Here is a 15245-nt window from a genome sequence, read left to right as displayed (position 1 = left end):
GCCTCCTGCATGTCTGACACGTTATGGGCCGCTCGCCTGGGCGATGCCATGGACCACACGTCGATGATGGCCGATATTCTCGGCGGCGTGCTGGAGGTGGCGGCGAATATCGCGATTACGGCGCTGGCCACCGCTGCAGTAGTCGCCGCCACCGGGATCACGGTGGTCACGGGCGGACTGGGGTGCTTCCTCCTCGGCGCGGTGGTGGGCGTGGTCGTGGGCCTTGCAATGAGCAAGAGCGGGGCCGACAAGGGCCTGAGCAATTTATGCGAGGGCATCGGCAACGCGCTGTTCCCACCCACGGTGCAGGCCAATATCCTCACCGGTTCCTTCGACACGTTTACCAATAACATCCCCTCGGCCCGTGCGGCCGGGGCGGTTGTTTCCCATGTGGCACCGGCCGGCACCGAGCTGGAAATGCAGGCGCCGGAAGAAGAAGCCAGCTACCTGGACATGGCAGGCGAGTTCTTCTCACAGATGTGGCGCCCCACCGTGGCTTCGCCTGCGCCAGGCACAGAGACCAAGCCCGAAGACCTGGTGCTTTGCATGAAGCACCCACCGATGCCGCCGCAGTTCATGGCCGAAGGCTCGGCCAAGGTGACCATCAACGGCCAGCCCGCCGTGCGCAGCGGTGACCGCAGCACCTGCGATGCGAAGGTGGTGTCCTCCGGGCTGATCTCCCCCGACGTCACCATCGGCGGCGGTTCAGTGGTGGTGCGCGAAATTCGCAGCGGCAAGACCCCGGGGGTTGGGCTGGCCGTGACGGTGCTGTTGATGCTCAAGGGCGGCAAGGGCAAGTTCTTCAGCAAATTGCCGTGCATGCTGGTTGGCGGGGCGGCGTCGATGGCCGTCAGCAGTGCCATGGGCGCGGCGGCCAACGCCGCCATGGGCTCGTCGAACCCGGTCCATGCGGCCACCGGGGCCAAGGTGCTCGGCGGCGATGATGATCTGGATTTCGTCCTGCCCGGCCTGTTGCCGATTGACTGGCAGCGCGTCTACAACAGCCGCGACGAACGCCGTGGCAGCCTGTTCGGCACTGGCTGGAGCGTGCCGTATGAGGTGTGTGTCGAGATCCAGCCTCATCCCGAGGGCGGCGACACCCTGATCTACACCGACGAACAGGGCAGGCCCATCGACATGGGCACCATCCCCTTGGGCGGCGCGGTGTTCAGTGCCGGTGAAGGGCTTGCTGTACGACGCCACCGCGATGGGCCGTTGCTGATTGAAAGCGACGATGGTGTGTACCGCTTGTTCGAGCCCACCCCGGCAAACCCGTCGCGGCTGCGCCTGAGCCAGCTCGGTGATCGCAATGACAACCGCATCCATCTCGACTACGACGATGCCGGATGCCTGGTTCGTCTGCGCGATACGTTTGATCTCGTGCAGGTTGAGCTGATCCGTGATCAAGGCCATCTGACCCACATCGAACGCTTGTACCCGGATCAACGCCGTGAAGTGCTGGTCAGCTATGACTATGACGCTGCGGGTAACCTGGCGCAGGTGCGCGACGCAACCGGCCAGGTACAACGGCGCTTTGCCTATGATTCCGGGCGCCGTATGGTCGAGCACCAGCTGCCGACAGGATTACGCTGCTTCTATGACTGGGCGTTGATTGAAGACCTGGAATGGCGAGTGGTGAGGCACTGGACCGATGAAGGCGATGCATACCAGTTCGACTATGACCTGCAGGCCGGCACCACACGCATTACCGACAGCTTGCAGCGTGTCAGCATCCGGCACTGGAACAGCCAGTACCAGATCACCCGCTACAGCGACAACCTCGGCCAGACCTGGCTGTTCGACTGGAACGACGAACGCCAATTGCTCAACGCCACCGACCCGCAGGGCGGCCGCTATGAATACAGCTACGACGAGGCCGGCAACCTCATCGGCGAAACCGACCCCCTAGGGCGCAGCGACTCGACGTTGTGGCTGGAACACTGGGCCCTGCCGTTGGTGCAAACCGACGCCGCCGGCAACAGCTGGCGCTACCGATATGATCAGCGCGGCAACTGCACCGTCGCCATTGACCCACTGGGCCATGTCACCCGCTATCGCTATGACGCCCATGGCCAAGTCGTCGAGATCATCGACGCCACGGGCAAAAGCAAAAAACTGCGCTGGAACCCGTTTGGGCAACTGCTCGAACACATCGACTGCTCGGGTTACCCGACACGGTTCAGCTACAACGAGCGGGGCTATTTACAGGTCATCACCGATGCCCTCGGTGAACGCACGCAGTTCAGTTATGACGCACAGGGGCGCCTGCTCAGCAGCCAATTACCCGACGGCCGTAGCGAGCAGTACCAGCGAGATATCAGCGGCCAACTGACGGCTTACACCGACCCGGCCGGCCACACCACACGCTATCAACACAACCGTCGCGGCCAGGTGCGCCAGCGCACCGATGCCCATGGCCGGCAGGTGCAGTTCGGGTATGACAGCTTTGGTCGGCTGCAGGCGCTGATCAACGAGAACGGCGAACGTTATCGGTTTGCCTGGGATGATGGGGATCGGTTGACGGAGCAGTGCAACCTTGATGGCAGCGCGAAACGTTATACATACGATGCCCTAGATAACGTAAACCGCGTCGAGACCCACGTAGCGATACGAAGTGGTCAGCAGGCCAACGAAAAAACTATCGTCCAGCATCTACAACGGGATGCTATGGGCCGACTGACAACCCGAACCACACCTGATGGACAGTTCTGCTTCCACTACAGCCCGTTGAACCAATTGATCGAAGCTATCGCTATCGATAACGACGGCAACCAACAACGAGTGGGCTTTGCGTATGACGCACGCGGTTATCTCACTGAAGAAAAGAGCGCCGCCGGGACTCTGAGGCATCATTATGATGAGCTCGGCAATTTGATCCAGACGGAACTGCCGGATGGCCGCTGGCTCAATCGCTTGTATTACGGTAGCGACCATCTGCATCAGATCAACCTCAACGGCCATGTGATAAGCGACTTCGAGCATGATCGACTGTATCGAGAAGTCATTCGGACACAAGGCCACATTAGTACGCGAAGCGAATATGACCGCAGCGGCCGCCTACGCACTCGCCAACACCGGCATGCCAGCCTTCCGGTTTTGATGCCTGCGCCTGAAAAAATACATTTTGAGTTCGATCCCAGTGATCATCTTGTGGGGCGTTCCGAACGGAACCCACAAGGACAACAACACCAACTGCTCCACTACGATATGACAGGACGGATCCGTGCAACCCAGGGAGGTCGCCAAGGGCAGAACGAATCATTTTGCTTCGATGCCGCAGCCAATCTTCTCGACATCTCATCCGGTTCTACAGGGCAGGTGACGCATAACCAACTGATGACTTATCAGGATAAGCGGTACCGCTACGACGGTTTTGGGAGAGTGATTGAAAAATCCAGCAAACGACATGGTTTGCAGCATTTTCGCTATGACACTGATCACCGATTGATCGAAGTCCGCACACAAAAGGCGCAGGGAGAAAGCGTAGTCAGAATGCGCTATGACCCGCTGGGACGACGGATTGAGAAAACCGAACATGACGGCAAAGGACAGCTCATCGGACACACCCGCTTCGACTGGGATGGCCTGCAATTACTCAAAGAGCATAAAAATAGCCAAACCAGCCTGTATCTCTACCTCAATAATGGTCACGAGCCCCTGGCAAGAGTCGATGGTCTTGGTGAAACTCAACGAATTCGTTACTACCACAATGATCCCAATGGGCTGCCCCATGCCTTAACGGAAAGTGACGGTAACCTTCTATGGCATGCAGAGTTTCAGGTGTGGGGCAACACGATTAATGAGACCCGCGAGCCCTACTTTATTGAGGAACAGAACCTGCGTTTCCAGGGACAGTACCTGGACCGGGAAACAGGCTTGCATTACAACACTTTTCGTTTCTATGACCCAGATATAGGACGCTTCACCAGCCCTGACCCATTGGGATTGACGGGAAGCCTCAATCTTTACCGCTACGCACCAAATCCATTCACTTGGATAGATCCGCTGGGGCTGAAAGAAGACGAGATCATTCGCTACATGGGCAAGAGTGAAACTGTCGCCTCTAAGGCTGCCAACGGCGGTAAAGGCGGCTTGGTTCCGAATATTAGGGGTGAAAAAGCCATCTGGGTCAATCATGACAGCAACCCCGGCTTCAACCCTGGAAAGGAACAGTATCGGGTAGTGGCCACAGTCAACAATGAAGGGGTCAGCATGCTCAACAATCATAAGGATATTTCTGACGTTGACTATAAAGAGACAGGGCTGAAAGATGGCGTGCTGTCAAAAACGAATGAACCCAAGGCAAAAGGAATCGGTAACCGATTGCTCGACAAATTCAATAAAACCATTACCTCCTTTCGAGTCGAGAAAAAAGGCCCGAACGGAAAGTGGAAGACATGCGGATAGCGGAAAATGGACCTGTTCAATCTCCTTTCATACAAGCTTGAAAATTTCCTGAACATCCGGCCATGCCCGACAGAGTTCGGTGATGTTTTTTACCAAGAAGATGAGCCTTCTCTACTCTCTGTCGCCGCCAGAAAGCTCAATGGGACTACGCTTTATGTGAGCCGCTGGCATGACCTGTTTTCCATCAGTACCTTCGAAAAAGCCATGTCGAAGCTCGGCTTCACAGAACCGGACTGTTATGCCCTCCTGTCAGTCCTATCACGCTTCGGTTATTTACTTGAAATAGACAACCGTCAACGGACCAATAAAGACTACTTTATCTTCTTCTATATAATTCAATTGATCACTTTGAAAAACAATCAGATCGATGCGAATGAACAATTCAGAAACCACATACTCAAATTCCTGCTTTTCGAACTGAGCATTGAAGACGAAACTTATAAGCGCTTCAGCATCGAAAACAATAAACTGATAATAAATGCAGATATTTTAGGGCCAACCCCCCTACTGGATGTTATTGACCTGATTTATCAGGCAATCAAGGCCGATGACCGAAAAGAAAATGTACTTTTTAGCGTCTTAAAAGACTACCAAAAAAGTATCGTTACACTACTGACAAAGCCCAACGATACGAATTATCGTTTCCGCTTTAATGATTGCCACAGCGAATTCATGTATCCAGATGTATTTCTGCATGCTTACGCTAACGACAGGAAACCGTTATTTGACGCTATCGTTGATACGGTCAACCCACTTCAATCCACACATAATCTTTTTGTTTCCAACATCATCCTGATGAACTACGCTTTTTATATTATTAAAAACAAACCTCGAGAAATACTGAGACTTAAAAAGCATACCCGTGATAAAGCCGTGTTTGAAAAACTGGTGCAAGCAATCGTCTCTCGCCGAATGTCTGTCAAAAAAGAATGCTTCAGGAATATCCTGACAGATCACGATCTTTCCTCGATAAACGATAGCCCAACCGAGTTCTACAACATTTTATATTCGCTATAGCCGCTACGCCGTCAAGGCCATTGGATTGTCTGGGCGATCCTATCCTGATCAAGCGCCTGAGGACCGCATTGACCTGTATGCCTTAAAACACAAGGATCCTGTGACTATGGAAGGTAACCTGCTAAACACCGACTGGCCCAGCAGAGCAGTCTATGTCTGACGCGTTATGGGCCGCCCGCATGGGCGATGCCATGGACCACACCTCGATGATGGCCGACATTCTCGGCGGCGTGCTGGAGGTGGCGGCGAATATCGCGATTACGGCGCTGGCCACCGCTGCGGTCGTTGCCGCCACCGGGATCACGGTGGTCACGGGCGGACTGGGGTGCTTCCTCCTCGGCGCAGTCGTGGGCGTGGTTGTGGGGCTTGCGATGAGCAAGAGCGGGGCCGACAAGGGCCTGAGCAATTTATGCGAGGGCATCGGCAACGCGCTGTTCCCACCCACGGTGCAGGCCAATATCCTCACTGGTTCCTTCGACACGTTTACCAATAACATCCCCTCGGCCCGTGCGGCCGGGGCGGTTGTTTCCCATGTGGCACCGGCCGGCACCGAGCTGGAAATGCAGGCGCCGGAAGAAGAAGCCAGCTACCTGGACATGGCAGGCGAGTTCTTCTCACAGATGTGGCGCCCCACCGTGGCTTCGCCTGCGCCAGGCACAGAGACCAAGCCCGAAGACCTGGTGCTTTGCATGAAGCACCCACCGATGCCGCCGCAGTTCATGGCCGAAGGCTCGGCTAAGGTGACCATCAATGGCCAGCCCGCCGTGCGCAGCGGTGACCGCAGCACCTGTGATGCGAAGGTGGTGTCCTCCGGGCTGATCTCCCCCGACGTCACCATCGGCGGCGGTTCAGTGGTGGTGCGCGAGATTCGCAGCGGCAAGACCCCGGGGGTCGGGCTGGCCGTGACGGTGCTGCTGATGCTCAAGGGCGGCAAGGGCAAGTTCTTCAGCAAATTGCCGTGCATGCTGGTTGGCGGGGCGGCGTCGATGGCCGTCAGCAGTGCCATGGGCGCTGCAGCCAACGCGGCGATGGGCTCGTCGAACCCGGTCCATGCGGCCACCGGGGCCAAGGTGCTCGGCGGCGATGATGATCTGGATTTCGTCCTGCCCGGCCTGCTGCCGATTGACTGGCAGCGCGTCTACAACAGCCGCGACGAACGCCGTGGCAGCCTGTTCGGCGCTGGCTGGAGCGTGCCGTATGAGGTGTCTGTCGAGATCCAGCCTCATCCCGAGGGCGGCGACACCCTGATCTACACCGACGAACAGGGCCGCCCCATCGACATGGGCACCATCCCCTTGGGCGGCGCGGTGTTCAGTGCCGGTGAAGGGCTTGCTGTACGACGCCACCGCGATGGACCGTTACTGATTGAAAGCGACGATGGTGTGTACCGCTTGTTCGAGCCCACCCCAGCAAACCCGTCGCGGCTGCGCCTGAGCCAGCTCGGTGATCGCAATGACAACCGCATCCATCTCGACTACGACGATGCCGGATGCCTGGTTCGTCTGCGCGATACGTTTGATCTCGTGCAGGTTGAGCTGATCCGTGATCAAGGCCATCTGACCCACATCGAACGCTTGTACCCGGATCAACGCCGTGAAGTGCTGGTCAGCTATGACTATGACGCTGCGGGTAACCTGGCGCAGGTGCGCGACGCAACCGGCCAGGTACAACGGCGCTTCGCTTACGACGCTGGGCGCCGCATGGTGGAACACCAGTTGCCCACCGGCTTGCACTGCTTTTACGAGTGGGCCCTGATGGATGGCCAGGAATGGCGGGTGATCAAGCACTGGACCAACGAAGGCGATGCTTACCAGTTCGACTATGACCTGCAGGCCGGCACCACACGCATTACCGACAGCTTGCAGCGTGTCAGCATCCGGCACTGGAACAGCCAGTACCAGATCACCCGCTACAGCGACAACCTCGGCCAGACCTGGCTGTTCGACTGGAACGACGAACGCCAATTGCTCAACGCCACCGACCCGCAGGGCGGCCGCTATGAATACAGCTACGACGAGGCCGGCAACCTCATCGGCGAAACCGACCCGCTGGGGCGCAGCGACTCGACGTTATGGCTCGAGCACTGGGCCCTGCCGTTGGTGCAAACCGACGCCGCCGGCAACAGCTGGCGCTACCGCTATGATCAGCGCGGCAACTGCACCGTCGCCATTGACCCGCTGGGCCATGTCACCCGTTATCGCTATGACGCCCATGGCCAGGTCGTCGAGATCATCGACGCCACGGGCAAAAGCAAAAAACTGCGCTGGAACCCGTTCGGGCAGTTAGTCGAGCATATCGACTGCTCGGGTTACCCGACGCGGTTCAGCTACAACGAGCGGGGCTATTTACAGGTCATCACCGATGCCCTCGGTGAACGCACGCAGTTCAGTTATGACGCACAGGGGCGCCTGCTCAGCAACCAATTGCCGGATGGCCGCACCGAGCAATACCAGCGCGATGCCAGTGGGCAGTTGGTAGGCTATACCGATCCCGCCGGGCACACCACGCTCTATCAAAACAACCGGCGGGGCCAGGTGCGCCAGCGCACAGACGCCCATGGTCGGCAGGTGCAGTTCGGCTACGACAGCTACGGGCGGCTGCAAGCGCTGGTCAATGAGAACGGTGAAAGCTATCGGTTTGCGTGGGACGCAGGGGATCGGCTGACTGAACAGCAAGACCTCGATGGCAGCGCTAAGCGCTACGACTACGACTTGCTCGACAACATCACGGCGGTGACTGCGATTCCAGCGCCTTACGGCAATGGCCTGGCGGTGGTCCCGAAGACGCTGCCGACGCCCATCGTTCACCGACTGGAGCGCGATGCGGTCGGCCGACTGGTCGCCAAAACCACCGACGATGGCCGCACCGACTACAGCTACGATGCAGTCGATCAGCTCACAGCCGTCACCTTCACCGACTTGCAGGGCAAAGCCCAGGCCTTGGCTTTCGCCTACGACGCTGTCGGCCAGTTGCTTGCCGAACAGAGTGCCAGTGGCAACCTGCAACACCATTACGACGAACTCGGCAACCTGATCCAGACCCAACTACCGGACGGCCGCTGGCTCAACCGCCTGTACTACGGCAGCGGCCACCTGCATCAGATCAACCTCGACGGCCAGGTCATCAGCGACTTCGAGCGTGACCGCCTGCACCGCGAAGTGCTGCGCACCCAAGGCCAGATCAGCACCCGCAGCGAATACGACCGCAGCGGTCGATTGCGCTCACGCCAACGCCGCCTTAACAGCCAGCCATCGTTGATGCCCGCAGCTGCGCAAAAGCAGTTCGAGTACGACCCCGCCGACAACCTGATCGGCAAACTCGACCAGCAGCCCTCCACGCAGCATCGCCAACTGCTGCACTACGACGCCACCGGCCGCATTATCGCCAGCCAAGACAGCCTGCACGGCCAGCGCGAAACTTTCGCCTACGACGCCGCCGCCAACCTGCTGGACGGCCCACAGGCAGGCGCCGGGCTGGTGGTGCATAACAAGCTGCTGACCTATCAGGACAAACGCTACCGCTACGATGCCTTTGGCCGGATGATCGAAAAGCGTAGCGGCGCCCGTGGCGTACAACACTTTGCGTACGACGCCGAAAGCCGGCTGATTGAAGTGCGCAATGCAGGCGGCAGCGTGGTGCGCATGGCCTACGACCCGCTGGGCCGACGCATCGCCAAGACCGAACATGGCAGCAATGGCTATCCACTGGGCGAAACCCAATTCATGTGGGACGGTTTACGCCTGTTACAGGAGCAAAAGCACAGCCAGACCAGCCTCTACCTCTATGAAGACGAAGGCTACCAACCCCTGGCCCGCGTCGATGGCATCGGGGCGCTGCAAAAAATTCGCTACTACCACAACAACCTCAACGGCCTGCCAGAGCAACTGACCGAGGCTGATGGGCACACCCTGTGGCAGGCGACTTATCGGGTGTGGGGCAATACCCTGGAGGAGGTGCGAGAGCCTTACTTTATTGAAGAGCAGAACCTGCGGTTTCAGGGACAGTACCTGGATCGGGAGACGGGGCTGCATTTTAATACGTTCAGGTTTTATGATCCGGATGTGGGGCGGTTTACTACGCCGGATCCGATTGGGTTACTAGGAGGATTTAACCTCTATCAATACGCTGAAAATCCATTTGGCTGGATAGATCCGCTCGGACTCAAAACCTGTGGCAACGGACCGAAATGGACGAAAAAAGGTTGGAAACATGTTTACGAACGGCACTATAGGTCCCCAGGTGCACGCTGGTCACACAAAAGTAAATTTAACGTCGGTAACGAGCAGACGCTAAGAAAAATGGTGAACAAAACGGTTACAAAAGGTACTGCCACTTATCAAAAAGATAAGCAAGGCAACACCAAATATGAGTACGATTTTGGCAAGCCTGTAGGTTCTCGGACCAATAAACAAACAGGCGTTGTAGAGCACCAAAACAAAATGACTGTTATCCTTAACAAGCACGGAGAGGTTGTGACAGCCTTTCCGTCCTGACATGGAAATTTTTATGCCTCTTGACTTTATGGCAGCAGAAAATCAGAAAGACATTAATGAAAACACTCCCGTTTTTTGCTTGAGTGAATCTACCCATGGCGCTCTTATGGACGCATCAGCACCAGGAAAAGATTTCCCAAAGACGCACAAATTTTCTGATTATTACGCCGACACAAGTATTCTATTCGGCGAAATTCTACCTTTAGTGACTGAAATCGAAAAAGCGATAAAATTAAAAAAATTAAACTCCAGCGAATTGAAAGATCTAGTCAAGTTTCTTCAAAGTGCTTATAGCAAAAAACTGAATGTTTTTATTTATTGCGACTAACCCAATTCATGACGGCTCTGACAGCACCCAAGCCCGGCGATTTATTTTATATCCCGGCTCTCAATGCTAACGATGAACCCGGCTTCGTGCTCGCACGCTACATTGAGCTCATACCACCTGCGCTCGGCCATTTGATCGAGGTGTTCGCCCATTTTTATACAAAGATCCCCGCCTCTATCGAGGAAGTAGACACATCGCGCCGATTATTCAGGCCGATATTCTGCAGCATGCGTTTTTCGGGTATTCCACGCTGGAAAGTACTTTTCAGTGACCCGGGGTATAAAAAATCCGACTCCCATTACGACAAAATCCAATTCGCCTTTGAAAGGCGAATCTGGATGGGTGGTACCAGCCATCCAGCGACCACAGAACAACTTTCGGGGATAGAGCCGTCCATTTGCTGGCGAATGGACCATGTTGTTTTTCGCGTTATTGCTCATCTACGAGGAGCCATCGGGGAAAACGAATGCATGGGGCACTTTGATTTACCGGAAGACTTGCGAGTTGATAGCAACATTGCACTTGACCGTGTAAACAAGGCAGCGCACAGCATGCAGTTGCTGTTTAAGAGTAAATAACAATGGGCGACTGGAATGTACAACCATGGGCCAACGATGAAGCCGCAGACTGGTTTCACAGTTTTTGGGAGAACCATGATTTCGCTGTTCTGATTGATGAAATCAATGATTTTGATCCCAACGAAGAACGTTACGACAGTGTCAGGGCCGCCAGCTATCTTTTACAAACCCTGGGGATCGCCTATGTGTGGCCGTCCGCACATCTGGAGACCCTCAAACCACTGCTGGTGAAAGCCATATCGATCCTGTCCAACATGATAAATCCCCCTGATGAGACCTGGGGCTTCCTAGATATGTGGGGTAATTCCCCTGACGTGATTGAGAGCGTGAGAATGCAAATAGAAGCGCTTGAGGCCCGTCTGGGGGCCTTGGCTACATAAAAAAGAGGCACGGACTACTTTAATCGCCAAGAACCTGCCCCAACAAAAATGGGCACCCAACCCAATTGGCGTGCCCATTTTTCATACCTCCCCGCCTCCCTTCGAGACGGTATCGCGTTTACGGGTTGACGCTATCTTTGAGCGACTTGCCCGGCTTGAACGCCACGGTGTTGCTCGCCTTGATTTTCACCGGCTCGCCGGTTTGCGGGTTTTTGCCGGTGCGGGCGCCGCGGTGGCGTTGCAGGAAGGTGCCGAAGCCAACCAGGGTGACGCTGTCCTTGCGGTGCAAGGCGCCAGTGATTTCTTCAAGAACGGCGTTGAGGACGCGGTTGGCCTGTTCTTTGGTCAGGTCTGCTTTTTCTGCAATGGCGGCTGCGAGTTCTGGTTTACGCATAGGTGAAGCCTCTTTGACGGTTTTTTGTTGTTATGTCCGTGCTGCTCTCTGCTGGAGCAGCGCCAAGGCGCCGCAGGCTCTACTCTGCGGCAGACGGGAGTGAGGATGGCATGCCATTGGTGCCTGCGCCAGTCTCGTGGCGACCTTTCTAGGGGGAAAAAGGTGCTTATTCCGACAGAACGACCAGTATTTACGCCAGCAGTGGCGGAAGTTCCTTATTCAAGGCCAGTTTTTCCATGACCGCCGTGCCCGTCAGCGCATAGCCCAGCAGGCGCCCGCTGGGATCGCGGCACAAAGCCTTGATGTCGGCGCCCTGCCCTTCGACGCTCCACACGCCTTCAGTGCCCCGTGGCGGTGGCGAAACCACCAGCGGGCACGCCGGGGTTTTCACCGTGACCGGCATCGGCCCGTAGTTGACCGCCGTGGCGTTGCCCGCCAGGGTCTGGGCCAGGGCGCGGGCGCTGCTCATCAGGGGCATGACATACAGCAGGTTCAGGCCATCGACCTCGGCGCAGTCGCCCAGGGCGTAGATATTGGCATGGGAGGTCTTGAGGTGGCGGTCAACCATGATTCCACGGTTGGTTTGCAGGCCGGCCGCAGCCGCCAGGTCCACCCGTGGGCGCAAGCCAATGGCGGAGACCACCAGGTCGCATTCGATCACGGTGCCATCGGACAAGTGGGCTTCCAGGCCTTCAGCCGTGCGTTGCAGGCGGTTGAGCACCGGGCCCAGGTGGAAACGTGCCCCCAGGCCTTCCAGCCCGGCCTGCACCGCTGCAGCCGCTGCCGGGTGCAGCAGGGTCGGCATGACTTGCTCGCACGGTGCCACCAGGTCGACAGTGTAGCCGCCCAGGATCAGGTCGTTGGCAAACTCACAGCCGATCAGGCCCACGCCCAACAGCAGCACACGGCGCTTGCCGGCCGCGGCGTGGCGAAAGCGCGCGTAGTCTTCCAGGTCGTTGATCGGAAAAATCAGTTCAGCGGCATCGCCCTCGACCGGGACCTGTACCGTCTGGGCGCCCCAGGCCAGAATCAGGTCGCGATAGGCCAGCGCTTCCTCGCCGATCCACAGGCGCTTGTGGCCAGGGTCGATGCCACTGACTCGGGTATGGGTGCGCACCTCGGCCTTGAGTTGCTCGGCCATGGTGCCCGGGGTCGCCATGCTCAGGCCATCGGCATTCTTGTTCTTGCCAAAACCGGTGGAGAGCATGGGCTTGGAGTAGGAACGCCCGTCATCCGCAGTGATCAGCAACAGCGGGGTTTCGCTGTCGAGCTTGCGAAACTCCCGAGCCAGGTTGTAACCGGCCAAGCCTGTACCGATGATCACGACAGGTGCGCTCATTCCATTCTCCTTGTAGTACGTTTCTTAAATTCAGCGAATCAACCGATTTCGATCATTTCAAAATCCATTTTGCCGACGCCGCAGTCCGGGCACAGCCAGTCTTCCGGGACGTCCTGCCACAGGGTGCCGGGGGCGATCCCGTCATCCGGCCATCCGTCCGCTTCGTTGTAGATCAGGCCACAGACTACACATTGCCACTTCTTCATTACTTGCTTCCTCAGGGTCCAGGCGTACTGGCCGACAGTCGATAGATCCAGCATTGCCGTGCGGCTCAGGGCGTTTTGTACTGATCGGGGCGCCCAGATGCAAGCACGTTCGCCCCAATGTCCCGCCGCACCCCGGCAACAATCCAGGCGGCCATGGTAAGCTCGGCGCCTCATTAACTGCCAATAATGACTCCCCGTGCCGCATTCGATTGCTGTTCCCGATGCCTGCCAATGGCTGAACCAGAGCCTTCTGCACCCTTTGCCCGCGCCTCCTACCCTCGACTGGCTGTTCGATGAGGGGTCACTGACCCGCCGTCTGACGCACCTGTCCCACGATGGTTTCAGTGTCACGCCGTTGTACGAAGGCTGGCAGCCCCTGCGAGACGACGAATGCGCCGCCCTCGACCTGCCAGTCGCCAGTATTGGCTGGGTGCGCGAGGTGTATTTGCGCGGTCACGGCCAGGCCTGGGTGTTTGCCCGCAGCGTCGCGGCGCGCAGTGCCTTGCAGGGCGATGGCTTGCATATGGATGAGTTGGGCAGCCGTTCCCTGGGCGAACTGCTGTTTTGTGACCAGGCCTTCACCCGCCAGGCCATCGAAGTCTGCCATTACCCACGCGCCTGGCTGCCGAAGGCGGATCAGGCCCATGGCTTGTGGGCGCGGCGCTCGCGCTTTGATCGCGGCGCGTTGAGCGTCTTGGTGGCAGAGGTGTTCCTGCCGAGCCTGTGGCAAGCCGTGCACCCATCTGCGGAGAACTGCTGATGTACCAGCGCCTGCTCCACTCCCTGAACCGCCTGCACCCACGGGCCTGGGACTTCGTACAACTGACGCGGATGGACAAGCCCATCGGCATCTATCTGCTGCTGTGGCCCACCTTGTGGGCACTATGGATTGCCGGCAAGGGCTCGCCGTCGTTGAGCAATATCGTGATTTTTGTCCTCGGCGTGACCCTGACCCGGGCCGCCGGTTGCGTGATCAATGACTGGGCGGACCGCAAGGTCGACGGTCATGTGAAGCGTACCGCGCAACGCCCGTTGGCGAACGGCAAGATCAGCTCCAAAGAGGCTCTGGTGTTCTTTGCGGTGCTGATGGCCATCAGTTTCCTGCTGGTGCTGCTGACCAACGCCGCCACCATCTGGCTGTCCCTGGGCGGCCTGGCGCTGGCGGTCAGTTACCCCTTTATGAAGCGCTACACCTATTACCCGCAGGTGGTGCTGGGCGCGGCGTTTTCCTGGGGCATACCCATGACGTTTACCGCCGAGACCGGCAGCCTGCCGGCCATTGCGTGGTTGCTGTATATCGCCAACCTGCTGTGGACGGTGGCCTACGACACCTATTACGCGATGACCGACCGCGATGACGATTTGAAAATCGGCGTCAAATCCACCGCAATCCTGTTTGGCGATGCCGACCGGATCATCATCCTTACCTTGCAGGGGTTGGCGCTGCTGTGCCTGCTGCTGGCGGGCTCGCGCTTTGAGCTGGGCGGCTGGTTCCACCTGGGGTTGGTGGCAGCTGCGGGTTGCTTTGCCTGGGAGTTCTGGTACACCCGGGATCGGGACCGGATGAAGTGCTTCAAGGCGTTTTTGCACAACCATTGGGCGGGGTTGGCGATTTTTGTCGGGATTGTGGCGGACTACGCCTTTCGATAAGACGGGATGAGAGGGCTTGCCACAACAAGCCCCCATCACAGTAGTGGCCTAGGGCTTGGCGACCTTCCAGGCGCCATCCATTTTGCCATCACCCGTCGCAACGCCGCCCTTCTTGTCGGCAATGAAGGTGTACAACGGCTTACCGTCATAAGCCCACTGACTGGTGTTGTCGTCACGGGTGATGACGGTCCACTTGCCCATCGGCTTATCGGTGGACTCGGCCTTCAACGGCGGCCAGTTGGTCGCGCACTTGTCATTGCACATAGACTTGCCGTCGGCATCCTTGGCAAAGGTATAAAGCGCCATGCCCTTGTGGTCCACCAACATCCCGTCTTTAGTCATGGCGGGGTCTGCCGCGACAGCCAGTGCTGGCAGCGTCAACGCCACCGTGACCAGCAGGGCTTTCCAGGAAAAAGTACGTTGACTCATCGGAACCTTCCTTTTGCGGTTGCC

Annotated in this window: 12 protein-coding genes; 8 read left to right on the top strand and 4 right to left on the bottom strand. The window is 57.6% G+C overall.

Annotation, left to right across the window (positions count from 1 at the left end):
• The first annotated feature begins 9 nt into the window (after positions 1-9).
• From AC07W7_RS07290 to AC07W7_RS07265, 6 genes are all read left to right on the top strand, one after another.
• The gene (locus AC07W7_RS07290; protein WP_495039008.1) at positions 10-4407 is read left to right on the top strand and encodes an RHS repeat-associated core domain-containing protein; all 4398 of its coding nucleotides are present in this window, start codon (positions 10-12) and stop codon (positions 4405-4407) included.
• A 6-nt stretch (positions 4408-4413) separates the two neighbouring features.
• Positions 4414-5424, top strand: coding sequence for a hypothetical protein (locus AC07W7_RS07285; protein ID WP_236310287.1), 1011 nt, complete (start codon positions 4414-4416; stop codon positions 5422-5424).
• A 152-nt stretch (positions 5425-5576) separates the two neighbouring features.
• Entirely contained in the window at positions 5577-9917 is a 4341-nt protein-coding gene (locus tag AC07W7_RS07280) for an RHS repeat-associated core domain-containing protein (protein ID WP_495039007.1), read from the top strand.
• A gap of 13 nt (positions 9918-9930) precedes the next feature.
• On the top strand, positions 9931-10245 hold the full coding sequence (locus AC07W7_RS07275) for a hypothetical protein (protein ID WP_169897417.1): 315 nt from the start codon (positions 9931-9933) through the stop codon (positions 10243-10245).
• An 8-nt stretch (positions 10246-10253) separates the two neighbouring features.
• Complete coding sequence (locus tag AC07W7_RS07270; protein WP_495039006.1) at positions 10254-10823, top strand: Imm26 family immunity protein; 570 nt, start codon at positions 10254-10256, stop codon at positions 10821-10823.
• A gap of 2 nt (positions 10824-10825) precedes the next feature.
• The gene (locus tag AC07W7_RS07265; RefSeq protein ID WP_169866531.1) at positions 10826-11203 is read left to right on the top strand and encodes a hypothetical protein; all 378 of its coding nucleotides are present in this window, start codon (positions 10826-10828) and stop codon (positions 11201-11203) included.
• Positions 11204-11321: 118 nt separating this feature from the next.
• On the opposite strand, the gene AC07W7_RS07260 is transcribed toward AC07W7_RS07265, so the two are convergent.
• From AC07W7_RS07260 to AC07W7_RS07250, 3 genes are all read right to left on the bottom strand, one after another.
• Entirely contained in the window at positions 11322-11597 is a 276-nt protein-coding gene (locus tag AC07W7_RS07260) for an HU family DNA-binding protein (protein ID WP_003213368.1), read from the bottom strand.
• 190 nt (positions 11598-11787) lie between these two features.
• The gene (locus tag AC07W7_RS07255) at positions 11788-12936 is read right to left on the bottom strand and encodes an NAD(P)/FAD-dependent oxidoreductase (RefSeq protein WP_495039005.1); all 1149 of its coding nucleotides are present in this window, start codon (positions 12934-12936) and stop codon (positions 11788-11790) included.
• Positions 12937-12974: 38 nt separating this feature from the next.
• Entirely contained in the window at positions 12975-13142 is a 168-nt protein-coding gene (locus AC07W7_RS07250; RefSeq protein ID WP_032856748.1) for a rubredoxin, read from the bottom strand.
• 196 nt (positions 13143-13338) lie between these two features.
• On the opposite strand from AC07W7_RS07250, the gene AC07W7_RS07245 reads away from it, so the two are divergent.
• Positions 13339-13902 carry a chorismate--pyruvate lyase family protein gene (locus tag AC07W7_RS07245; RefSeq protein WP_197881833.1) on the top strand — a complete coding sequence of 188 codons (564 nt, stop codon included), beginning with the start codon at positions 13339-13341 and terminating at the stop codon, positions 13900-13902.
• Positions 13902-14792 (top strand): 4-hydroxybenzoate octaprenyltransferase, encoded by an 891-nt coding sequence (gene ubiA, locus AC07W7_RS07240; protein WP_169897420.1) that lies wholly within the window; start codon positions 13902-13904, stop codon positions 14790-14792. Before AC07W7_RS07245 ends, ubiA begins: the two co-directional genes overlap by 1 nt.
• A gap of 48 nt (positions 14793-14840) precedes the next feature.
• Here the strand turns inward: ubiA and AC07W7_RS07235 are convergent, their stop codons facing one another.
• Complete coding sequence (locus AC07W7_RS07235) at positions 14841-15221, bottom strand: COG4315 family predicted lipoprotein (RefSeq protein WP_076965075.1); 381 nt, start codon at positions 15219-15221, stop codon at positions 14841-14843.
• Positions 15222-15245 lie beyond the last annotated feature (24 nt).

It is taken from the genome of Pseudomonas sp. GW821-FHT01D09, from assembly GCF_059422465.1.
Note: the sequence above shows the minus strand (reverse complement) of the source record. Positions and strands in the feature narration are given on the sequence as shown.